The following is a 21,549-nucleotide window of genomic DNA, read 5'->3' as shown; positions in this document are numbered from 1 at the left end:
TGAAGTTAAACGTTTTTGTTGTCATGCAGACGTTTAATGAAGGCTGGACGCCCGAGCCGAGACGCGATGCAGCGACCGACGATCAAGACCATCGCGCAGGAAACGGGCCTTTCGATCGCCACCGTATCGAAGGCGCTGAACGACAGCCCGCAGGTGCGGCCGGAAACCCGCGCCATCGTCGTCGCCGCCGCCGAGCGCGTCGGCTACCAGCTCAATATGCATGGCGTGCAGCTTCGCACCGGAAAAACCTACCAGGTCGCCGCCATCATGACGGCGCCCGGTCCCAAGCAGAACGAATGGGAAGGCGTCGAATACGCCCAGCTCTTGAGCGGCATCTCCTGGGCGCTGGAGGAAAGCCCCTATCGCGTCTCGCTTTACGCCGTGCGCAATTTCGAGGAGAGCCTGGCTACCATCCGGCAGATCGTCTCGCTGAAGAAGGCGGACGGCATCATCGTCTCCGGCACGCGGGCCGACGACCCGCGCGTGCGCATCATGCAGGCGGCGGATTTTCCCTTCGTCACCTACGGCACGACGATCCACAATGCGCCGCATGCCCATGTCGATGCCGACAACGAGCAGATGATCCGCCATTCCGTGGCGCGGCTTGCCGAACGCGGCCACCGCCGCATCGCGCTGGTCAACCCGATGGCGGAGCTGACCTATGCGATCACCCGGCTCGAGGCCTATTGCCGGGCACTCGAAACGGCGGGCCTCGCCTTCGATCCGGCACTGGTCGCGCACGGTCCCCTGACGCCCGCCTTCGGCCGGCAAAACGTGCTGACCATGTCCGAGCTTTCCGACCCGCCAACCGCCTATATCTGCGCCAACGAGGCCTCGGCGCTCGGTGCCTTTTCCGGTTTCCATGCCCGCGGGCTGATGCATGGGCGCGACGCGGTCATCAACGCGACGGACGACCTGAACGTCAGCCAGTATTTCGCCCCGCCGATCACCACCTATTTCCTGCCGATCCACGAGCCGAGCGAGATGCTCGGCAGCTATATCCTGCGCCGCATGGAAGGCGAGCCGCCGGAAGCGCTGCAGACGCTCATCATGCCGAAGCTGATCGAGCGGTCGGACGACCGGTTGGTGAAAATTTAAGCCGGCTAAAGAATGAAATCGCTCTTCGTGAACGTGATGGCAGCGTCGAATTGGATGGAAAAATCAGCCTTGCCATCGCCGTTCACGTCGCCAAACACATATGTATCGCCAGCCTTGGTCTCATAACGCAACTCGCCCGCCTTTTTGTGGAAGGCCTGGGTGCCGATGAAGGCGAAGGCCTGGTCGCCGGCGGACTTCGTGCTCGCGTCGATAGCCTTCAGGTCGATCCTGTCGCCGTCCTTTACCGAAAAATCGCCGATCGTGTCGCGCCCGGCGGCAGCGACCGTCGAATCCTTGATGGACTTGAAGACGAAGGTATCGGCCCCTGCGCCACCCTTCAGCGTGTCCGCACCGGCGCCGCCCGTCAGTGTATCCTTGCCCGCGCCACCATAGAGCCAGTCGCTGCCGGCCCGGCCGTCGATTCTGTCATTGCCGGCCAGCGCATGGATGGTGTCCGCGAGCTTCGAGCCGCGCAACACATCCGCCTTCGCCGAAGGTTTTATATAGGCCGGATCGCCGTCATGGGTGCCGACCAGCCGGTCGAGATCCCGGTCCGGCGAGGCGAAGGGGATGAAACCGTCTTCCAGCACCATCTTGTTGAAGTCGGCGACCCGCTTGCTGCCGTTGATGTAGTCGACGACGAAGACCGGTATGCCCTTGTCCAGAAAATCCCGCTTCAGGGTGGCGATGGTTTCCTCGTCCGAGCGCAGCGGATTGTTCTCGTCCGCATCGCCGCGAAAGTAGAGGTCTTCCACCGCAATGCCGCCGATGGCATCGAGATAGGCTTTTTTGCGCGCGGTGTCGGAGCCGAGATCGTCGAGGATCCATGCGCCGTTCTGCGGGATCACGAAGAAATCCGGATTGCTTTCGCGCGCATGTGCGGTCAGGTCCACGATGAAATCGACCATGCGCTGCGCTGCCTGTTTCACGTTTGCCGGGTCGCCCACCTGCTTGTCCTTGGCGGAAACCTCCGCGCCCCAGAAATAATAGCCGTCGACAATATCGAGATAGGCCGCGTCAAAACCTGCCTTGACGATGGCATCCACTTCGCCGGTCTTCTGGTCGTTGAAGATGTTCTTCTGCCAGTCGGAATCCCAGTAGCGGACCTTCCGGCTCTCCGGCCAGTCGGGATTGACCGGTCCCAGCCAGTCCGGCGCTTCGCCGGTCAATCGTCCCGTCGCCGTGCCGGTGGTCGTCCAGTCCTTGTCCCAATAGTCGCGGAAGTCCGAGGCTTCGCCGATCGAGGTATAGGAGACGACGACGGTGCGGCCGCCCATGCCATCCTTCATGCGCGTGATCTCGTCTTGCGAAAACCGACCGGCATCGGTTCCGTCCCGCGAAGCGTCGATCACCAGCAGGTCATGAGTCGCCGAGGCAAGAAGGGCTGGATCAAGCGCATTGCCATTCAGGCCTTGCAGTTCGTAGCCCCAATTTTTGACCGAGACCGTCCCGGTGGAGGTGGTGAACTGGATCATAGGTTGTTTTGGCTCCGAACGAATCGATGAAATCCGGACGCCAATCTAGTATAGGCCACCGGGCATGTCGCGCGCTTGACACGCCGGGCGAACTGTTGAATGACTGCGCCGTCGCGCTGCCTTGCGGGTATGATGTAATGGTAGCCTGTCAGCTTCCCAAGCTGAACGCGCGGGTTCGATTCCCGCTACCCGCTCCAGCCGCCCGACACCGCTTCCCCATATTTTTCCTCCTTCACCGGCTGCACAACCGCGCGTGACGCATGCTGGCAAGGTGCACATTACGCAAAATAAAAACGTTTATATTTGCTATTGAAAACGTTTATATTCCTTGTTACCGTTTCTGCCAGGATGAGAAAGCCGCACGATCTGCCGTGCGCAAAAAAGTTGTCGAGCGCTTGCCGGGAGTGGCGGTCGCCGACGGTTGAGGAGGAAGAGATGAGGAAATTCGTTGTGACAATCGCGCTCGCCGTCTTTGCGGTAGGCAGCGCGCAGGCGGCCGATCTCGGTGGCAAGCTGCTGAAGGTTGGCTCCGATACCACGTCGCCGCCGATGGAAAGCATCGACCCGGCCTCCGGCCAGATCGTGGGCTTCGATGTCGACGTGGTCAACGCCATCTGCGCCAAGATCAACTGCCAGGCCGAATTCGTGACGACCGGCTGGGACGGCATTTTCGCGGCCCTCGACCAGGGCAGTTTCGACCTCGTCGCGTCCGGCGTCTCGATCACGGATGAGCGCAAGAAGGCGATGGACTTCTCCGAGCCCTACATCATCAACAGCCAGGCCGTGCTGACGCGCGCCGAAGATCAGGGCATGACGCTCGACATGTTCAAGGCCGAGGGCAAGAAACTCTCCGCCCAGGCCAACACGACGGATGCGCAGGTGGCGGAAGGTGTCGTCGGCAAGGAAAACGTCGTCGCCTATGACAGCTTCAGCGCCGCCATCGTCGCGCTCAAGAACAAGGACGTCGACGGCGTGGTGATTAATGGCGCCAACGCTGCTGCCTATGAGCGCGAATTCGCCGGCGAACTCGTCGCCTCCATCAAGGATCTCGAATCCGATCCGCTCGGCCTCGTCTTCCGCAAGGGCGACGAGAATGTCGCGGCCTTCAACGAGGGCCTGACGGCAATTAAGGACGATGGCACGCTCGACCAGATCGTCGCCAAATACTGGGGCCTCAAGTAAGGCTGTCGCCGGGAGCGCGCGGCGCGCACTCCCGGTTTTTCCCCGATCGTGACGCCGGAGGCGGGAATGTCGTTCGTCAGAAGCGTGAGGCCCAGCAATCTGGTAATCCTCGCCGCGCTCCCCTTCATCGTCTACCTGTTCGCCTCGTCGCCGGATTACCAGCGGTCGTTGCGCGCCATTCTGGGTGTCGAGCTCGGCTCGGGCGCCTTCGTGCCGGGTTTCCTGGTGCTGGCGATCGCCTTTTCCGCTGGCTTTGCCGTGCTCGTCCTATCGCGGGGAAAGGTGGCGCGGCCGCGCCTGACCATTGCCGCTGGCCTCGTGAGCCTGCTCGCGACGGCGGCCATCCTCGCGGGCGATCTCGTCCATCCCTTCATCGTTTCGGTCGTCGCGAACGGCGTCGATTCCTTCAAGTCCGATCTCGTCGTCAAGGGCGCGACACCGCGCCAGCTAACCGAAGCCGCGGACCTCTGGCTGCGCGGTGTGGAAGCCTGGCTCTGGCCGGCTTATGCGGTGCTGCTCCTCGCCGGCTTTGGCCTCACCTTCGCCGGCAGCCGCGCGCCGGTCCCGTCCGAGAGTCTTGCGCGCCGGGCGGGGGCCTGGATCGTCGGCCTCGTCAACGGCGCCGGGCTCGTCTTCGTCTTCCTTTTCGCCCATCTCGCTTTCGCCTCCGGGCTCGCGACGACCATCCGCGCGGCGATCGCCGCCTATATCCTCGCGGCCATTCTGGGCCTCGTCTGGGTCGGCTTGTTGAAGCTGCGGTATACGCGGCAAAGCCTCGTCTTCTTCGCTGCGATGACGCTCGCGCTGGCGGCGCTTTCCGCCTGGTTCCTGCTGCAGCCGCGCGACGGCTACGTGCTTGCCGGCACGCTGGAGGGCAAGATCGGCATTGTCACCAACACGCCGTCCGGCCTGATCGGCGCGGTGCGCTTCGGCCAGTACGAAGGCGGGCCGACGACGGAGACGCCGGTGCGCACCTTCGTCAGCCCGGCGCAGGCGATCGAGGCCGTCGGCAAAAAGGAAGACGTCAGCGGCGCGCTGCTGCCCGCCGCCGCGGTGCCGGCCGATTGGCCGCGCCTCTGGGAGGTCGAGGCGCTGAACGACCGCGATCGTGCGGCCGGCATCACGTTTGCCGTGCTGGCCATCGTGACCGGCCTCCTGACGCTTGGCGGCGTCCTGCATCGCCGCCATCCGCTGTCGATCGGCTCGGAATTCATCGTCGACACGATCCGCGGCATCCCCATGCTGGTCATCGTGCTCTATGTCGGCCTGCCGCTGTCCGGCGCGCTGAAAGATGCGACGGCGGGTGTCTTCGACCCGCCGAACCTCGTGCGCGGCATCGTCGCCATGGCGATCGCGTATTCCGCCTATCTCGCCGAGATTTTTCGCTCGGGCATCAATGCCATTCCGGCCGGCCAGGTGGAGGCGGCGGCCAGCATCGGGCTCAACCGCTGGCAGACGGCGCGGCTGATCATCCTGCCGCAGGCCTTCCGCATCGTCATTCCGCCGCTCGGCAACGAGCTGATCGCCATCCTGAAGGACACGTCGCTGCTCTCCATTCTGTCGATCCGCGACATCACGCAGCGCATGCGCGAGTTCCAGTCGGCGAGCTTCCTGCCCTTCGCGCCCTATAATTCGGCGGCGATCCTCTACATCCTGCTGACGCTCGCGGCCGCCAGCCTCATCAGCCTCATCGAGAAGAAATATGACGTCAAGCACCGGTGACGCCGGCACGGTGCTCGTCACCGGTGCCTCCCGCGGTCTCGGCCGGGCGCTTGCCGATCTCTATGCGGCGGTGGGCTTTCGCGTGATCGCCTGCACGCGGCAGGGGACGACCGACGCCTTGCCGCTCGATGTCGCGGACGCCGCCTCGATCGCGGCGCTCGGCGAGACGCTGAAGGGCGAGCCGATCGACGTCGTCATCAACAATGCCGCGGTCCGCGGCGATACCGGCGGCCTCGACACGCTGGAAACGGGCGATTTCCTGGAGGCGATGCGGATCAATGCGCTGGCGCCGCTGCTGGTCGCCCGCGCGCTTCGCTCCAATCTGCGCGCGACGCCGCGGCCGGTGCTGGTCAATATCAGTAGCCGCGCCGGCTCGCTGGCCGAGGGCACGATCGACGACGAGGACGGCGACTACGCCTACCGCTGCTCGAAGGCGGCGCTGAACATGGCGACGGTCAAGCTCGCGCAGGATTTCCGCAGCGACGGCATCGCCGTCATCGCGCTGCATCCCGGCTGGGTGCGCACGGATATGGGCGGGTCGGAGGCCGCGATCGACGTTGCCGAAAGTGCGGCGGGCCTGAAGGTGCTGATCGACGGAACGACGATGGCCGATACCGGCAGTTTCCGGGCCTATGACGGCGGACCGGTGCTTTGGTGACCAGATTGAATCGTGACGAAAGCGGCGCCCGGTTCTCCGGCGCCGTGAAGAATGAAGGACAGACCCGTGCATAAGCCGCTCCCCAAACAGAACCGCTTCGACACCAGCCGGCAGGACGCCAGCATGCTCGAGCTTGGCGTCTGCTATTATCCGGAGCAGTGGCCGCGCGAGAAATGGGACGAGGACGCGCGCCGCATGGTGGAACTGGGCCTTGCCTGGGTGCGCATCGGCGAGTTCGCGTGGTCGCATATCGAGCCGCAATCCGGCGCCTTCCAATGGGAATGGATGGACGAGGCGATCGAGGTGTTGGGCTGCGCGGGGCTCAAGGTCATTCTCGGCACGCCGACGGCGGCCCCGCCGAAATGGCTGGTCGATCGTTACCCGGATATCCTGCCCGTTGATGAACGCGGCGTGGTGCGCAAGTTCGGCGCGCGCCGGCACTATTGTTTCTCCAGCCGGCGCTACCGTGTGGAGGCCGCCCGCATCACCGAGGCGATGGTCCGCCGTTACGGCGAAAACCCCTTCGTGCACGCCTGGCAGACGGACAACGAATACGGCGACCACGACACGATCCATAGCTATTCGGACGAGGCGCTGCGGGCCTTCCGCGAATGGCTTGCTGCCCGCTACGGCACGATCGAGGAGATGAACCGCGCCTGGGGCGCCGCGTTCTGGAGCATGCGGTACAACGCCTTCGATGAGGTGGACCTGCCCAACAATCTCGTTGAGGAGCCGAGCCCAACCCATCTGGTCGATTATTTCCGCTTCTCCTCCGACCAGGTGAAGAGCTTCAACAAGGCACAGGCCGATCTCATCCGGAAGCACTCGCCCGGACGCCCAGTCACGCATAATTTCATGTCGCAGAATACCGACTTCGATCACTACAAGGTTGGCGAGGATATCGATATCGCCTCCTGGGATGTCTATCCGATGGGCGGGCTCATCAATGGGCGGCTCAGCGCCGAGGAAAAGGCCCGTTATCTGCGCGTCGGCGATCCGGACCAGACAGCCTTCAATCACGATCTCTACCGTGCGGTTGGCAGCGGTCGGGTCTGGGTGATGGAGCAGCAGCCGGGCCCAGTCAACTGGGCGTCCTACAACCAGTCGCCGGCTGATGGCATGGTGCGGCTGTGGACCTGGCTCGCCTATGCGCACGGCGTCGACATGGTCTCCTATTTCCGCTGGCGCCAGGCGCCCTTCGCACAAGAGCAGTTCCATGCCGGGCTGCTGCTGCCGAACAGCGAGGTGGACCAAGGTTATCTGGAGGTGGCGCAGGTTGCCGAGGAAATGGCGCGGCTGCCGAAGGGAGAGGTGCGGGAAAAGGCCTCGGTCGCCATCATGCTCGACTATGAGTCCCGCTTTGCCACTCGAGCCCTGCCGCAGGGACGCGGTTACGCTGCCTCTTCCATCGCGCTCGACTGGTATTCTGCCGTCGCCCGCCTCGGTGTGGATGTCGATTTCATCGGTCAGCATTCCGATCTCTCCGACTACAAGCTGGTGCTGGCGCCCGATCTCCTCATTCCCGATGCCAATTTCATTGCCCGGCTAAAGGCCTCCGGCGCCAAGGCGCTGCTCGGCCCGCGCAGCGGCAGCAAGACGCGCGACATGCACATCCCCGCGGATCTTCCGCCCGGCCCGCTGGCCGCATTGCTGGATTTCCGCGTAACGCGCGTGGAATCCCTGCCGGACTTCCACAGCGAGCAGGTGCTTTATGGCAATACCAGCCATCCGGTGACCGGCTGGCGCGAACGCATCCGCACGACCGAGCCGGTGCTGGCGACCTTCGAGGGCGAACATCGCCCGGGCTCGCCGGCGGTTATCGGCAATGAGCGCGCGCGGTATGTCGGGACGTTGCCGCGTGGCGAATTCCTGTCGAAGCTGATGGGCGATACGCTCGGTTGGGCCGACGTGAAAAACTTGCCCGACCTCGGCGACCTCAGGCTCGCCCGCCGCGGCAAGCTGCATTTCGCCTTCAACTACGGCAGCAGCGCGGCCAGCGTGCCGGCCTTTACGGACGCGACCTTCTTTGTCGGCACAAGGGAGCTTGCGCCGGTGGATGTGGCAATCTGGATGGAAGGGTGACGGCCGAACCGTTTATCCGGCTTCCGCCTCGGTCACCGTCTGCGCCGGGCGGTGAGTCGTCTTGTTCCAGAAGAACGGGTCGTTGCAGAGTTCCTTGACCGCGCGCCAGGCGGCAAATGACAGGAACAGCCAGTACACCGGCGTCAGCGCCCAGCGCCAGCCTACGGAGGCCTGCTCGCCGGGTGTCATTCCACCCCGCCCGAGGGCGACGAAGACTGCGTAGCTGCCGAAGATGTTGACCATGTCGATGGTGAACATGGTGAGCTCGAATGGCCCGACCGTATAGGCGGACTTGAAGAACAGCGACCACGTGATCACGCCGATATAGGCGATGATGAGTGGATGGGCGAGTGAGGAGAGGATGAGCCCGCCGATCAGCACCTGAAAGACGAAGCTCGGCCAGAGGCCCATCTCCTGCACCAGCCGCGAAGGGCGCCGCATCAGCACCAGCCAGGTTTGCAGCCAGCCCTTGAACCAGCGCGTGCGCTGGCCAAGCCAGGCGTCCCGCCCGCTCGGCGCCTCTTCATAGGTCGGCCGGGTGATCGTGCCGCAGCGATAGCCGAGCCGGTAGAGCCGCAGCCCCAGGTCGGCATCCTCGGTGACATTGTAGGGATCCCACCCGCCCACTTGCTGAAGCACGCGCGTGCGAAAATGGTTGGAGGTGCCGCCGAGCGGCATGGGCAGGCGGGCGGCCGCAAGCCGCGGCAGCAGCACCCGGAAGAGCCCGGCATATTCGAGCGCGAAGAGGGCGCTCAGCCAACTCTCCCGCACATTGGTGATGACGAGCGGCGCTTGCAGACAGACTATCTCCCGAGGACCGCTCTCGAAGGTGCGCCAGGCTTCTTCAAGCTGGAGGGGATCGATCCGATCCTCCGCGTCGTAGATCACCAGATATTCGCCGCGCGCGGCACCCAGCGCATAGGAGAGCGCCTTGGGCTTGGTGCGCGGCCGGCCGGGCGGCACCGCGACCACCTCATATTGCCGGCCGAGCGGTATGGCCGCCAGCGCGTCGAGCGTCTCCTGGTCGTCGGCCTCGCAGATCAGCTTGATGTCAAGACAGGCGGCCGGCCATTCGATCTTGTTCAGGGTCTCGATGAGCTGCGGCACGACCGCCGCCTCCCGGTAGAGCGCGACGAAGACGGAATAGACCGGGCGCGGTCGGGCAGGGGGACGGGCCAGAGCTCGTCCTGCCTCCCGCTTTTTGGCGACAAGCGCCACGAGACGGACCAGGAAGGTGGCGAAGAAAAGCAGGGTCGTCACGATGTGCAGGAGGATCAGGGCGAGCTTGGGCGCAGCTGTGGCGAGCGAGAGCAGGAGCGCCAACACGATGCCGGTGTAAAACCCTTGCCGCCCCCAGAGCGTGATGCGGGCGCTTGCCTCCGGCATCGTAGCAAAAAGCTGGTCCACCGTGTCGCGCACCCGCCGGTTGCAGCCAGCCTGCCAGAGGGCGGCCCTCAAGGCCGAGGGCGTGGTCGCGGCCATCATCGTGCGCAGGGCCGGCGCATGGGCAAGCCGCTCGGTGAGATAGCCCAGCCGCTCGGCGCTCGGAACGATCGCCGTCGTTGGCGCGCGGGTGGGATGGCGAAGCCGCACAACGGTGGGCTCGACGAGCTGCGTATCCACGCCGGGAAGGTCTTCGAGCTGGGTCGGGTCGATACGGGTGAGAAAGGGAAGATGCAGGATTTCGGCAAGCGCCTCGTAATAGATCTCTTCCGACACTGCACCGCTCGCCAGCAGTTCCGATTCCAGCGTCGTTCCGTGCTGGCTGGCGCGCACCAGCATGGTCGAGATCAGCGTCTTCGACAGGCCGAGCCGACGGAAGAACCGGGCTTCCGTCATCAGGCGCGGTGGGATGTGTTCCTCGCAGGGTGGGCCGCATGGCCTCGGCAGGATGCCGATTGCGGTGGCGAAAGCGATATCGTCAGGATATTCTGCCAGTCGCATGCAGCTATCGCTCCCGTTTATCGGTGCTACCCTTTTTTAACCCTAAGTTGATTGTAATGAGACATAGCGAAATTTCACCTCTCAAAATCTATGGGTTTTTTGCGCTTTGCCTGGTGATGGCGGTGATGATGCCGCGGGCCGCTGCGGCGCAGGAGCGCTCGGCGGTCGATCTGCCTATCCTGTTCGACACGCGCGAGCGCATCGCGCGGCCGGATCTCTCGGGTATCGTGCGCCTGCGGTTCCTGACCACGGTCGATTTTCCGCCGTTCAATTTCATCGACCAGACCGGCAAGCTCGCCGGATTTCATGTCGATCTCGTGCGCGAGATCTGCCGGGAATTGGCGCTGACGGAGAAGTGCCAGATCCAGGCGGTGACCTTCCCGGAGCTGGAAAAGGCGCTGGTCGACGGCAATGGCGAGGCTGTCGCCGCGGGCGTGGCCGTGACCGCCGATCTGCGCAAGCGGTTCCTCTTCTCCCGCCCCTTCATGCGCTTGCCGGCCCGCTTCGCTGTGACGAAGAAGGCGCCGCCCGCGGGTGAGACCGCGGCGGCCCTCGATGGCAAGCGTGTGGGGGTCGTTGCGGCCAGCGCACACGAGGCGATGCTGAAGGCGTTTTTCCCGCGCCTGAAAGCGGAAGTCTTTCCCGATCGCACGGCCCTGCTCGCAAGTCTCAAGGACGGCAAGGTCGACGCCGTTTTCGGCGACGGCATGCAGCTCGCATTCTGGACGAACGGCACGGAATCCGCCGGCTGCTGCCGCCTGTTCGACGGGCCTTACGTGTCGGAGCAGTTCCTCGGCGAAGGCCTGACGATCATGTTCCGCAAGGAGGACACGGCGATCGCCGGCGCCATCGACCATGCGCTCCTGGCGCTGTCGCGCAACGGCCGTCTGCAGGAGATCTACCTGCGTTATTTCCCGGTCAATCTCTACGGCGGTTAAGAGCAATCCCAGCAAAAGTGTATAGCGGTTTTGCGTTGGGAATTGCGGAGACACTTTAAGGACCGGCGTCCTATTGGCTCGCCCAGATGATGCGGGCGATCCAGTCGACCTCGTCCATGTCGAAATTGCGGTTCGGGTGCTCGGGATTGAGCGAGACGAGCTCGATCGTGCGCGGGCTCTGGCGGTGCAGCACCTTGGCCATGACCTCGCCTTCGCGGGTCTTCACCACGACCCGGTCGCCGCGGCGCACCTGCGCGCCGGGCTCGACGATCAGCACGTCACCGTCGCGGTAGAGCGGCATCATGCTGTCGCCCTGCACCTCCAGCGCATAGACGCCGGCCTTGCGTTCCGGCCCGGCGGGGAATTCGACCACGTCCCAGCCCTGGCCGGCGGGAAAGCCGCCATCGTCGAAAAAGCCGCCGGCGCCCGCCTGCGCGAAGCCGAGCAGCGGGATGGTGCCCGTCTGTGGCGGAAAAGCGCCCTGCGGTAGCGCGATATCGCGCGTGACGTCTGAGATCGTGAAGAACTCGTCGATCGAGGCGCCGGTCGCGTCGAGCACCTTGGCGATCGATTCCGTCGAGGGCCAGCGCTGGCGGCCGTCCACACCCTGTCGCTTCGATTTGTTGAAGGACGTGGGATCGAGCCCGGCGCGGCGGGCAAGGCCGGACGGGGAGAGCCGGTTGCGCTCGGCGAGGGCGTCGATTGCCGCCCAGATCCGGTCGTGGGAGAACATGCTGAGAAACCCTGCCAAGGCGGCGGACCGGCACGCGCCGGTCCGATTACCCGGAAGCATAGCGAAGGACGTTTTCCGAGTAAAGAAAAAAGGATTATTTTCCTGTTTCATTTCCGGACGATTTTTCGGCCGCCCGCCGCCGCGCCACCACGCTTTCGCGCCAGATGGTGAAGATGCCCGCACCCACCACGATGGCCGAGCCGACGACCATGTTGAGGTTCAGCGTCTCTCCGAAGACGGTGACGCCGACGATCGCCGCCAGCACGACCTGGAGATAGGTGAGCGGCTGCACGGCCGCCGCATCAAGCAGGTCGTAGGCGCGGATCAGGAAATAGTGGCTCGACATGCCGGTGATGCAGACGATGCCCATCCAGACCCAGTCGACGGGAGCGAGATTGGTCCAGTAGAACGGGCCGATCAGCGAGATCGCCACGGCACCGGCGACGCCGATATAAAAGAAGCTGGTCGAGGCGCTGTCGTCGCGGCTGGCAAGGCGGGTCGCTATGACATAGATCGCGAACATCAGCGCCGAGAGGAGCGGCAGCAGCACGGTGAGGTCGAAGGCGACGCCGCCCGGATTGACGATGATCAGCACGCCGCAAAGGCCGACGCCGATCGCCGTCCAGCGCCGCCAGCCGACGCGCTCGCCGAGCAGCGGCATCGAGAGCAGTGCCACGAAGATCGGCCCGGAAGCCAGGATTGCCTGCGAGCGGGCGAGGCCGACGGTCGTAAAGGCGGTGATGGTGACGACGATCTGGAACGCGAGGATGGCGCCGCGCATGATCTGCAAAACCGGCCGTTTCGTCGCCGCTGCCGCCCGTAGCCCGCCCGGGCTGCGCGCGCCGAGCACGATGGCGAAGGCCGCGAACGCCCAGAAGCGTATCATGGCGACGAAGACCGGCGGATAGACGCTGCCGAGATGTTTCGAGATGGAGTCCTGCAGGCTGAAAATCAGGATGGCGAGCAGGGTGAAGACATAGCCGAGTCGTTTGGAGTCCATGTCCCGCGCATATACCCGTCACGCCCCGCTTGCACGCTGAAATTTGGCGCCCGGCGGACTTTTCGCGGCGGGTCGCGGGAGGTGCGTGGCAGGGTGGGAAAAATTTCCTTCAACCCGTGATTTTCAGCCACTTTCGCTGCAACGAACTGCGCGCTATCAAGGATTGCGCGGCTTCGTCGCGTTTTCGAGGTCCATCCCGTGCACAAGACCGTCACTTCCGGCATTTTGCTGACGTCCTTCGCCTATTTCCTGTTTTCTGTGCAGGATGCGTCGGTCAAATGGCTCGTCGCGGCGCTGCCGGTTTGGCAGATCCTTTTCGTGCGCAGCGTCACGATCTTCTCGCTCTGTCTTGCCTGGGGCGGTCGCCCGCTTCTGCGCAGCGCGCGCTATTCGCCGGTGCTGAAGCCACTCTTTTTGCGCAACCTGCTGCTCCTTGCCGCCTGGCTTTCCAACTACACCGCCGCGCGCGACCTCGGGCTCGCCGAGCTGACGACGCTCTACTATGCCTCGCCGATCGTCATGACGATCCTCTCGGTGCCGATCCTCGGCGAGAAGGTGCCGGGCTATCGCTGGCTTGCGGTGGCGACCGGCTTTGTCGGCGTGGTCATTGCCTGCGGCGTGGCGGTCAAGGGGCTCGAGCTGTCGCTGCCCGTGTATCTCGCCTTGCAGGCCGCCATCTTCTGGGCGATCGCGACGGTCCTGCTGCGCAAAACAGCGCTGCACGAGCGCACGCCGGTGCAGATGACCATATCGAGCGGCTTCTTCGTGTTCTACACGGCCCTCGCCATGCCCTTCGTCTGGCAGTCGGTCTCGGCGACCGATATTGCGCTGATGGCGGGAACCGGCGTGGTAGCCGGCATCGGCCAGTTCGCGATGTTCGAGGGCATGCGCCGGGCGCCCGTCTCGGTGCTCGCCCCCTTCGAATATTCCTCGCTCGTCTGGGCCTTTGTGCTCGGTTATCTCATCTGGAGCGACGTGCCCGGCTCGAACGTTTTCGCCGGCGCCGTGCTGATCATTTCGGCCGGCATGATCATCATTGCCAGCGAACGCTTCGCCGGACGTTTCCGGGAACGTGTTTGAGCTGTTAAGTCGCGAAACAACCAAAAGATTCCCCTTGTACTTGGCGCCAGTCAGTTGCATGCAGGCCCTATAACGATATTGTCGCCGTCCTGTGGACGGCTCTAACCGGGGGGTGGAATGCCGATATCGAACGCCGCATTCGTGCGCTCGACGATTATCCTGCTCATCGCAGGCATGATTGCTTTGCTCGGCATCGTGGGCACGTCGCTTTTGCTCGGCAGCAAGGTGCAGGCCTATTTTGCCGAACTGATCGAGATCCGCGCGACGCGCAGCGCCGCCGCCGACCTTCTGTCCACCCTCAAGGACGCCGAAACCGGCCAGCGCGGCTTCGTCATCACGGGGGAAGCGGGTTTTCGCGCACCCTATGACGATGCGCTGAAAGCCGTTTCCGAGCGGCAGAAGTCGTTGGCGGAAAAGGCTGCGCGTTTCCCCGAATATGCTGCACGCATTCCCACAATCGATCGCCTCATCGCCGACAAGCTCGGCGAGCTTGCCGATACGGTGACGGCCATCCAGGAAGGTCGGTCGGCGGATGCCGTAGCCCAGGTCAAGACGGATCGCGGCCGCATCCTGATGGACCAGCTCCGCGACCAGCTCGGCAATATCATGGACGATGCCGACCGCCGCCTTCAGGAGGGCGTGGTCGATATGCTGTGGTCGGCCGGTGCGCTGCGGTGGACGACGATCATCGGTGCCATCGCCATCATCGGCGTCATGGGGGGCGCGGCCACGGTCGTTGCGCAATATACCCGCGACATCGTCGTTGCTCGGCGTGAAGTGGAGACGCTGAACGCCACGCTGGAAAGGCGTGTCGACGAGCGTACGGAAGAACTGATCCGCGCCAACCAGGAAGTCCAACGCTTCGCCTATATCGTCACGCACGACCTGCGCGCGCCGCTCGTCAACATCATGGGTTTCACCAGCGAGCTTCAGGCCTCGCTGTCCTCCATCCAGAACTATGTGCTCGCCGATGGCAAGACGCCGAGCGAGGCCGACATCCTCGAAGCCCGCCGCGCGGCCTCCGAGGACCTGCCGGAAGCGATCGGCTTCATCCGCTCCTCCACCAAGAAGATGGACGGGTTGATCAACGCCATCCTGAAGATCTCGCGCGACGGCCGGCGGGAACTGCGGATCGAGCGGGTGGACCTGAAGGCCCTTGTCGAAGGGGGCGCTGCCGCGGTCAACCACCAGGTCAGCGAATCCGACGGCGAGGTCACCATCGACGGCAATCTGCCGACCGTCATTTCAGACCGGCTGTCGCTGGAGCAGGTGTTCGGCAACCTGTTCGACAATGCCATCAAATACCAGTCGCCCGGCCGGCCGCTGCGCGTTTCCGTCAGCGCGCGCAATGGCGGCCGTGCCGGCTTCGTCATCGAATTCACCGACAACGGCCGCGGCATCGCGCCGGAAGACCACGAGCGGGTCTTCGAGCTGTTCCGCCGCTCCGGCACCCAGGATAAACCCGGCGAAGGCATCGGCCTTGCGCATGTGCGTTCACTGATGCGTAATCTTGGCGGCGATATCGTCATCCGATCGGAACTCGGGCAGGGGACCACCTTCGTGCTGCGTCTGCCGCCCGACCTCAGTAAAGTAGTCAGGAGTATGCAGGGATGAACGGAATGGGCAAGGAAGTCACCATCGTCATGATCGAGGACGACGAGGGCCATGCGCGCCTCATCGAGAAGAACATTCGCCGCGCCGGCGTGCACAACGAGGTCGTGCCCTTCACGAACGGCACGGAAGCGCTCGATTTCGTGCTCGGCAAGGATCGCTCCGGCCTCGCCAGCGCCGGCCGGTTCCTGCTGATCCTGCTCGATCTCAACCTGCCGGACATGTCGGGCATCGACATCCTCCAGAAGATCAAGACCAACACCCACACCAAGCGCCTGCCGGTCGTCATCCTCACGACGACGGACGACGAGCGGGAAATCCAGCGCTGCTACGATCTCGGCGCCAATGTCTACATTACCAAGCCGGTCGAGTATGAGAGCTTCGCGCACGCGATCCGCCAGCTCGGCCTGTTCTTCTCCGTCATCCAGATCCCCGAGACGCAGTAAATGAAGGAAGGTCCTGTCCGCATCCTCTATATCGACGACGACCCGATCCTCGCGCGGCTTGCCGAGCGGGCGCTTGGTCGTCTCGGCTATACGGTGCTGCATGCGGAGGACCTGGAGCGCGGCCGCGAGCTGCTGGCCGAAGGCGACATCGATGCCGTCGTGCTCGATCACTTCCTGAAGGCGGGCACGGGGCTGTCCTTCCTGAAGGAGCTTGCGGATGCGCCGGGTGCGGTGCCGGTCGTCTATGTGACGGGGTCGAACGACGCCCAGGTCGCCGTCGAGGCGCTGAAGGCGGGTGCTGCGGACTATGTCATCAAGTCGGTCGGTGACGATTTCATCCCGCTGCTCGCCAATGCACTGGGCCAGGCGCTGGAAAATGCCGAGCTGAAGCGGGCGAAACTCAAGGCGGAGCTGGAGATCCGGCTCGCCAAGGAGCGCGCCGAAGTGCTGCTCGCCGAGGTCAATCACCGCGTCGGCAATTCGCTGGCGCTCGCTGCGGCCCTTATCCGGCTACAGATGTCGAGCGCCTCCGACGAGGCCGTCAGGCAAGCGCTTTCCGAGACGCAGGCCCGCATCACCGCCATCGCCGGCATCCACCGTCGACTTTATACGTCGGAAGACGTGCGCCATGTCGATATGGGCGCCTACCTTTCGACGCTGTTGTCGGAGCTCGACACGTCCATGCAGGGCCATGGCCGCAATGTCCGCCTCAACCGCATGCTGGAGCCGCTGCACGTTCCGACCGACCGCGCCGTCTCGCTCGGCGTCATCGTCACGGAACTCGTCACCAACGCCTTCAAATATGCCTATGGCGAGGCGGGGGGCGAGGTGCGCGTCGGCTTTACCCGCCTCGATCCGGAAAACGCGCTGCTCTTCGTCGAGGATGACGGCATCGGCTGGCGCGGCGAAGGCCCGGTGCGCGGCACCGGTCTCGGCTCCAAGATCATCGGCGCCATGGCCTCCAGCCTCGGCGCCAAGCTCGCCTACGCCACCCGCCCGGTCGGCACGCGCGCGGAGCTGCTGGTGCAGATGGCCGAGGCCCCGCGCCCGGCGTGATCCACACGGCAAAAGACCCGGATGCAGGGGAACATCCAGGCCTTCGGGGAGGTCAGCGGGGGGCGCTTACTTGCAGATCTTGATCTTCTTGACGATCAGGTTGCCGTAGTAGTCGTAGGAGTGGATCTTCTTGACGAAGCAATGCGGCTTGTAGCCGTAGCTGTAGTAACCGGCCTGCGACGGGGCGGCGAAGGAAACGGCTGCGACGAGGGCGACGGTGGCGGAAACGATGATCTTGCGCATGGGGGTCTCTCCTGATCTCTGTGAGGGATGAGCCTCTCTCATCCAGTGATCAGACTTTCCCACATCGACCCGCCGCCCGCTGTTCCGGATGGAACACGGTCTCGCCGTTGACGGTTTTCGCCTGCGACCTAGCTAAAAGGCTTTCTTCGTCAAGGGAGCTTCAGGCATGGAAACGCAGGAACTCTATCGCGGTCGCCTCATCGACCATATCCAGCTCGTGGTGCGCGACCTTTCGGCAAGCCGCCGGTTTTACGAAGCCATCTTCGATGCGCTGAAAATTCCGATCGGCGGCGTCGGGGAGGATTTTTTCTGGGTCGACGAGTTCGTCGTCTCGAGCATCGACAGCGAGGCGGCAGCGGGCAAGCTGACCGGTCGTCACCACGTCGCCTTCCAGGCGACCGACAACGCCATGGTCGAGGCCTTCCACCAGGCCGGCCTCGACGCCGGCGGCAAGGACAATGGTGCGCCCGGCCTGCGGCCCTATCACCCCGGCTATTACGCCGCCTTCCTCATCGATCCCGACGGCAACAATATCGAGGCCGTATACCACGGCGAGGCGCAACGCAGCGCCCCTTCGATCAAGATCACCTTCTAGGGGCCGCGCTTCTGCTTCGATCGGTCAGTCCCGCGTCATGAAGAAGGGAAGGCGGCTCAGGCCGCCTTCTTCTCCTGCGGTGCGAAGCGGCTGTAGAAAGTCTCGCCCTTGGCGGCCATGTCCTTCAGCAGCGGTGTCGGCTGGAAGTGGCTGCCGTAGCTGGCGGCGAGCTTTTCGCAGAGCGCGACGAAGGTTTTGACGCCCATGCCGTCGATGTAGGACAGCGTGCCGCCGGTATAGGGGGCGAAGCCGAAGCCGAGGATGGAGCCGACATCGGCCTCGCGCGGATCGGTGACGATGCCCTCTTCCATGGTGCGCGCCGCTTCCAGCGCGATGGTGACGAGCAGGCGCTCCTTCAGCACCTTCACGTCGACATCGTCCGCCTTCTGCTGCGGATAGAGGTCCTTCAGGCCCGGCCACAGCTTCTTCTTGGCGGGCTTTGGCGGGTAGTCGTAAAAGCCCTTGCCGGCCTTGCGGCCGAGGCGGCCTTCGCCCTCCACCAGCTTCGTCACCAGGTCCAGGTGGCGCGGATCGACGGCCTTCTCGCCAAGATCGGCGATGGCGGCCTTGAAGACCTTGTAGGAGAGATCGACGGCCACTTCGTCGTTCAGCGACAGCGGGCCGACCGGCATGCCGGCCATCTTGGCCGCATTCTCGATCATCGCCGCCGGCACGCCTTCGATCAGCATGTCATACGCTTCCGCCATGTAGCGGAAGACGCAGCGGTTGACATAGAAGCCGCGCGTGTCGTTGACGACGATCGGCGTCTTCTTGATGGCCGCGACATAGTCGAGCGCGGTAGCAAGCGCCTTGTCGCCCGTCTCCTTGCCGAGGATGACTTCCACCAGCATCATCTTGTCGACCGGCGAGAAGAAGTGGATGCCGATGAACTGCTCGGGGCGCTTCGAGTTCTTGGCAAGCCCGGTGATCGGTAGCGTCGAGGTGTTGGAGGCGAGGATCGCGTCCTCCTTCAACACGGCCTCGATCTTCTCGGTGACTTCCTTCTTGACGGTGCGGTCCTCGAAAACGGCCTCGATGACGAGGTCGGCATCGGCGAGGCTGGCATAATCCGGCGTCGGCGTGATGAGGGAAAGCAGCTTCTCGCCGTCTTCCTTCGACATGCGCCCCTTGCCGACGGCGCCGGTGATGAGGCCTTCGGAGACGGTCTTGCCCTTGTCGGCCGCTTCCTGGTCGCGGTCGACGAGCACGACCGGAATACCGGCTGCCGCCGTCACGTAGGCGATCGACGCACCCATGAAGCCTGCGCCGATAACGGCGACCTTCTTGAACTCCGCCTTCGGCACGCCTGCCGGGCGGCGCGCACCCTTGCCGAGTTCCTGCATGGAGATGAACAGCGACCGGATCATCGAAAAGGCTTCGGTCGTCTGGAGGATATGGGTGAAGTAGCGCTGCTCGATCTTCAGCCCCGTCTCGAAGGGCACTTGCAGGCCCTCATAGACGCACTTCAGGATGGCGAGCGCGCCCGGATAATTGCCCGCGGTCTCGCGGCGCAGGATCGCGGGTGCTGCCGGCCAGAGCTGCGCCGAAGCCGGCGTCCAGATGCCGCCGCCGGGCGCCTTGAAACCCTTCTCGTCCCACGGCTGCACCGGCTTGAGGCCGTCCTTGATCATCTGCCTGGCGGCCGGGATCAACTGGTCGGGCTCGACAACCTGATGCAGGAGGTTCATCGCCTTGGCACGCGCAGCCGTCAGTGAAGAGCCGGTCGTCATCATCTGGAGGGCGTCCTGCGCATTGGCAAGCCGCGGTACGCGCTGGGTGCCGCCGGCGCCCGGGAAGATACCGACCTTGACTTCCGGCAGCGCGATCTTGACCGACTTGGCGTTCGAGGCCACGCGCCCATGGCAGGCGAGCGACATCTCGAAGGCGCCGCCCATGCAGGTGCCGTTGATGGCGGAGACCCACGGCTTGCCGCAGGTTTCGAGCTTGCGGAACAGCCAGGTCATGCGGCCGGTGGCTTCAAACAGTTTTTCGACGGCCGTCGCCGGGTCCTTCGCTTGCGCGTCCTTCAAGAGATCGAAGCTCGCCTTGATCATGGAAAGATCGGCGCCGCCGGAGAAGGAGGATTTTCCCGACGTGATGACCACGCCCTTGACGGCGCTGTCGGCCACGACCTGGTCGATGATCTTGTCCAGCTCGTCCATCACCTCGATGGTGAATACGTTCATCGACTTGTCGGGCATGTCCCAGGTAACCAGAGCAATGCCGTCGGCGTCGGTCTCGATGGTGAAGTTCTTGTAGCTCATGATGGGATTCCTCTTCCCTGAAATCTATCTGGCTTCACACGCTGTCCTCTCCTCCGTCATGGTCGGGCTTGACCCGACCATCCAGCTCCGGGTGATGGATCCTCGGGTCAAGCCCGAGGATGACGACCGGAGAGAGCGTGGCTTACCTCTCTCAGACGCGTTCGATGATCGTCGCGGTGCCCATGCCGGCGCCGATGCAGAGCGTGACGAGGGCGGTGTTGAGGTCGCGGCGTTCCAGCTCGTCGAGCACGGTGCCGAGGATCATCGCGCCGGTGGCGCCGAGCGGGTGGCCCATGGCGATGGCGCCGCCGTTGACGTTGATCTTGTCGTGCGGGATATCGAAGGCCTGCATGTAGCGCAGCACCACGGCGGCGAAGGCTTCGTTGAGTTCGAAGAGGTCGATGTCGGCAAGCTGCATGCCGCTGCGGGCGAGCAGCTTTTCCGTGACATCGACCGGGCCGGTCAGCATCAGCGCCGGGTCGGAACCGATATTGGCGAAGGCCTTGATGCGGCCGCGGGCTTTCTTCCCGAGGATGTTGCCACCCTCCTTGGAGCCGAGCAGCACGGCGGCAGCACCGTCGACGATGCCGGAGGAGTTGCCGGCATGGTGCACATAATTGATGCCCTCGATTTCCGGATGGGCCTGGATGGCGACGGCTTCGAAGCCGCCCATCTCGCCGGGCATCTGGAAGGAAGGGTTGAGCGAGGCAAGCGCCTGCATGTCGGTGCCGGGGCGCATGTGCTCGTCATGGGCAAGGATCGTCAGGCCGTTGATGTCCTTCACCGGCACGACGGAATTCTTGAAATAGCCGTTCTGCCAGGCATGCGCGGCGCGCTTCTGGCTCTCGACGGCATAGGCGTCCACGTCGTCGCGGGAGAAGCCGTACTTGGTGGCGATGAGGTCGGCCGACACACCCTGCGGCATGAAATAGGCCGGGAAGTTGACGGACGGGTCCATGAACCACGAGCCGCCCGACATGCCGAGCCCGACGCGCGACATGCTCTCGACGCCACCCGCAATGACGATATCATCCGCACCCTGCGCGATCTTCGCCGCGCCGAAATTCACGGCATCGAGACCGGAGGCGCAGAAGCGCGAGATCTGCATGCCCGGCGCCTTGGTCGAGTAGCCGGCCTCGAAAGCGGCGGCCTTCGGGATGACGGAGCCCGCATCCATCACCGGATCGACGCAGCCCATGACGATGTCGTCGACCTTGGCGGTATCGAGCCCGTTGCGGTCGCGCACCGCTTCCAGCACCTTGGCCGCAAGGCGGACGGACGGCACTTCGTGCAGCGAGCCGTCCTTCTTGCCCCGCCCGCGCGGCGTGCGCACATGATCGTAGATGAAGACGTCGGTCATTGGTCTCTTCTCCCTAGCGGCGCCGGGCGCCGTCAAACTCGCAATGGGTCGCCTGATTCTTC

Annotated in this window: 18 protein-coding genes and 1 tRNA gene; 12 read left to right on the top strand and 7 right to left on the bottom strand. The window is 64.1% G+C overall.

The features are described from left to right. Window positions 1-66 precede the first annotated feature (66 nt). Window positions 67-1,098 carry a LacI family DNA-binding transcriptional regulator gene (locus tag J2Y63_RS14255; protein WP_435266624.1) on the top strand — a complete coding sequence of 344 codons (1,032 nt, stop codon included), beginning with the start codon at window positions 67-69 and terminating at the stop codon, window positions 1,096-1,098. A 5-nt stretch (window positions 1,099-1,103) separates the two neighbouring features. Here the strand turns inward: J2Y63_RS14255 and J2Y63_RS14250 are convergent, their stop codons facing one another. Then, the gene (locus J2Y63_RS14250; protein ID WP_435266623.1) at window positions 1,104-2,573 is read right to left on the bottom strand and encodes an MJ1477/TM1410 family putative glycoside hydrolase; all 1,470 of its coding nucleotides are present in this window, start codon (window positions 2,571-2,573) and stop codon (window positions 1,104-1,106) included. Between the two features lie 123 nt (window positions 2,574-2,696). Here J2Y63_RS14250 and J2Y63_RS14245 point away from each other — a divergent pair. The 5 genes from J2Y63_RS14245 (at window position 2,697) to J2Y63_RS14225 (ending at window position 8,217) form a co-directional block, all read left to right on the top strand. After that, window positions 2,697-2,770: transfer RNA gene (locus J2Y63_RS14245), tRNA-Gly, on the top strand. Between the two features lie 238 nt (window positions 2,771-3,008). Then, on the top strand, window positions 3,009-3,755 hold the full coding sequence (locus tag J2Y63_RS14240; protein WP_435266622.1) for a transporter substrate-binding domain-containing protein: 747 nt from the start codon (window positions 3,009-3,011) through the stop codon (window positions 3,753-3,755). Between the two features lie 66 nt (window positions 3,756-3,821). Then, window positions 3,822-5,477, top strand: a complete 1,656-nt coding sequence (locus J2Y63_RS14235) for an amino acid ABC transporter permease (RefSeq protein WP_256117972.1) — start codon at window positions 3,822-3,824, stop codon at window positions 5,475-5,477. Between the two features lie 10 nt (window positions 5,478-5,487). Further along, entirely contained in the window at window positions 5,488-6,135 is a 648-nt protein-coding gene (locus J2Y63_RS14230; RefSeq protein WP_369431671.1) for an SDR family oxidoreductase, read from the top strand. 66 nt (window positions 6,136-6,201) lie between these two features. Then, the gene (locus J2Y63_RS14225) at window positions 6,202-8,217 is read left to right on the top strand and encodes a beta-galactosidase (RefSeq protein WP_435266621.1); all 2,016 of its coding nucleotides are present in this window, start codon (window positions 6,202-6,204) and stop codon (window positions 8,215-8,217) included. A 12-nt stretch (window positions 8,218-8,229) separates the two neighbouring features. Here J2Y63_RS14225 and J2Y63_RS14220 read toward each other — a convergent pair whose 3' ends face one another. Continuing rightward, entirely contained in the window at window positions 8,230-10,161 is a 1,932-nt protein-coding gene (locus tag J2Y63_RS14220) for a glycosyltransferase family 2 protein (RefSeq protein ID WP_435266620.1), read from the bottom strand. A 56-nt stretch (window positions 10,162-10,217) separates the two neighbouring features. Here J2Y63_RS14220 and J2Y63_RS14215 point away from each other — a divergent pair, with 56 nt between their 5' ends. Beyond that, window positions 10,218-11,099 carry a transporter substrate-binding domain-containing protein gene (locus J2Y63_RS14215; protein WP_435266619.1) on the top strand — a complete coding sequence of 294 codons (882 nt, stop codon included), beginning with the start codon at window positions 10,218-10,220 and terminating at the stop codon, window positions 11,097-11,099. A gap of 70 nt (window positions 11,100-11,169) precedes the next feature. Here the strand turns inward: J2Y63_RS14215 and J2Y63_RS14210 are convergent, their stop codons facing one another. After that, window positions 11,170-11,832: a S24 family peptidase gene (locus J2Y63_RS14210; RefSeq protein ID WP_256117968.1), complete on the bottom strand. Its 663-nt coding sequence runs from the start codon at window positions 11,830-11,832 to the stop codon at window positions 11,170-11,172. Between the two features lie 94 nt (window positions 11,833-11,926). Next, entirely contained in the window at window positions 11,927-12,832 is a 906-nt protein-coding gene (locus J2Y63_RS14205; RefSeq protein ID WP_435266618.1) for a DMT family transporter, read from the bottom strand. Between the two features lie 198 nt (window positions 12,833-13,030). Here J2Y63_RS14205 and J2Y63_RS14200 point away from each other — a divergent pair, with 198 nt between their 5' ends. The 4 genes from J2Y63_RS14200 (at window position 13,031) to J2Y63_RS14185 (ending at window position 17,025) form a co-directional block, all read left to right on the top strand. Continuing rightward, entirely contained in the window at window positions 13,031-13,912 is an 882-nt protein-coding gene (locus J2Y63_RS14200) for a DMT family transporter (RefSeq protein ID WP_435266617.1), read from the top strand. 117 nt (window positions 13,913-14,029) lie between these two features. Further along, on the top strand, window positions 14,030-15,526 hold the full coding sequence (locus tag J2Y63_RS14195) for a sensor histidine kinase (protein ID WP_435266616.1): 1,497 nt from the start codon (window positions 14,030-14,032) through the stop codon (window positions 15,524-15,526). Further along, a complete protein-coding gene (locus J2Y63_RS14190) occupies window positions 15,523-15,969 on the top strand; it encodes a response regulator (protein WP_435266615.1) in 447 nt (148 codons plus the stop codon). Before J2Y63_RS14195 ends, J2Y63_RS14190 begins: the two co-directional genes overlap by 4 nt. After that, the gene (locus tag J2Y63_RS14185; RefSeq protein ID WP_435266614.1) at window positions 15,970-17,025 is read left to right on the top strand and encodes a sensor histidine kinase; all 1,056 of its coding nucleotides are present in this window, start codon (window positions 15,970-15,972) and stop codon (window positions 17,023-17,025) included. Window positions 17,026-17,091: 66 nt separating this feature from the next. Here J2Y63_RS14185 and J2Y63_RS14180 read toward each other — a convergent pair whose 3' ends face one another. After that, entirely contained in the window at window positions 17,092-17,268 is a 177-nt protein-coding gene (locus J2Y63_RS14180; RefSeq protein ID WP_256117961.1) for a hypothetical protein, read from the bottom strand. A gap of 166 nt (window positions 17,269-17,434) precedes the next feature. Here J2Y63_RS14180 and J2Y63_RS14175 point away from each other — a divergent pair, with 166 nt between their 5' ends. After that, window positions 17,435-17,863: a VOC family protein gene (locus J2Y63_RS14175; RefSeq protein WP_435266613.1), complete on the top strand. Its 429-nt coding sequence runs from the start codon at window positions 17,435-17,437 to the stop codon at window positions 17,861-17,863. A gap of 56 nt (window positions 17,864-17,919) precedes the next feature. On the opposite strand, the gene J2Y63_RS14170 is transcribed toward J2Y63_RS14175, so the two are convergent. Both J2Y63_RS14170 and J2Y63_RS14165 read right to left on the bottom strand, forming a co-directional pair. Continuing rightward, a complete protein-coding gene (locus J2Y63_RS14170; protein WP_435266937.1) occupies window positions 17,920-20,130 on the bottom strand; it encodes an FAD-dependent oxidoreductase in 2,211 nt (736 codons plus the stop codon). Between the two features lie 148 nt (window positions 20,131-20,278). After that, window positions 20,279-21,487 carry an acetyl-CoA C-acetyltransferase gene (locus tag J2Y63_RS14165; protein WP_435266612.1) on the bottom strand — a complete coding sequence of 403 codons (1,209 nt, stop codon included), beginning with the start codon at window positions 21,485-21,487 and terminating at the stop codon, window positions 20,279-20,281. Between the last annotated feature and the right edge of the window lie 62 nt (window positions 21,488-21,549).

The sequence above is a fragment of the Shinella sp. BE166 genome (genome assembly GCF_051201095.1).
GTDB lineage: Bacteria > Pseudomonadota > Alphaproteobacteria > Rhizobiales > Rhizobiaceae > Shinella > Shinella lacus.
The sequence above is the reverse complement of the archived record's forward strand: the minus strand, read 5'-3'. Positions and strand labels throughout refer to the sequence as shown.

Coding starts and splice junctions, on each gene's coding strand:
- J2Y63_RS14175 (WP_435266613.1), top strand. CDS start 17,435: ATGGAAACGCAGGAACTCTATCGCGGTCGCCTCATCGACCATATCCAG.
- J2Y63_RS14205 (WP_435266618.1), bottom strand. CDS start 12,832: ATGGACTCCAAACGACTCGGCTATGTCTTCACCCTGCTCGCCATCCTG.
- J2Y63_RS14165 (WP_435266612.1), bottom strand. CDS start 21,487: ATGACCGACGTCTTCATCTACGATCATGTGCGCACGCCGCGCGGGCGG.
- J2Y63_RS14240 (WP_435266622.1), top strand. CDS start 3,009: ATGAGGAAATTCGTTGTGACAATCGCGCTCGCCGTCTTTGCGGTAGGC.
- J2Y63_RS14190 (WP_435266615.1), top strand. CDS start 15,523: ATGAACGGAATGGGCAAGGAAGTCACCATCGTCATGATCGAGGACGAC.
- J2Y63_RS14185 (WP_435266614.1), top strand. CDS start 15,970: ATGAAGGAAGGTCCTGTCCGCATCCTCTATATCGACGACGACCCGATC.
- J2Y63_RS14195 (WP_435266616.1), top strand. CDS start 14,030: ATGCCGATATCGAACGCCGCATTCGTGCGCTCGACGATTATCCTGCTC.
- J2Y63_RS14220 (WP_435266620.1), bottom strand. CDS start 10,161: ATGCGACTGGCAGAATATCCTGACGATATCGCTTTCGCCACCGCAATC.
- J2Y63_RS14235 (WP_256117972.1), top strand. CDS start 3,822: ATGTCGTTCGTCAGAAGCGTGAGGCCCAGCAATCTGGTAATCCTCGCC.
- J2Y63_RS14250 (WP_435266623.1), bottom strand. CDS start 2,573: ATGATCCAGTTCACCACCTCCACCGGGACGGTCTCGGTCAAAAATTGG.
- J2Y63_RS14210 (WP_256117968.1), bottom strand. CDS start 11,832: ATGTTCTCCCACGACCGGATCTGGGCGGCAATCGACGCCCTCGCCGAG.
- J2Y63_RS14215 (WP_435266619.1), top strand. CDS start 10,218: ATGAGACATAGCGAAATTTCACCTCTCAAAATCTATGGGTTTTTTGCG.
- J2Y63_RS14255 (WP_435266624.1), top strand. CDS start 67: ATGCAGCGACCGACGATCAAGACCATCGCGCAGGAAACGGGCCTTTCG.
- J2Y63_RS14180 (WP_256117961.1), bottom strand. CDS start 17,268: ATGCGCAAGATCATCGTTTCCGCCACCGTCGCCCTCGTCGCAGCCGTT.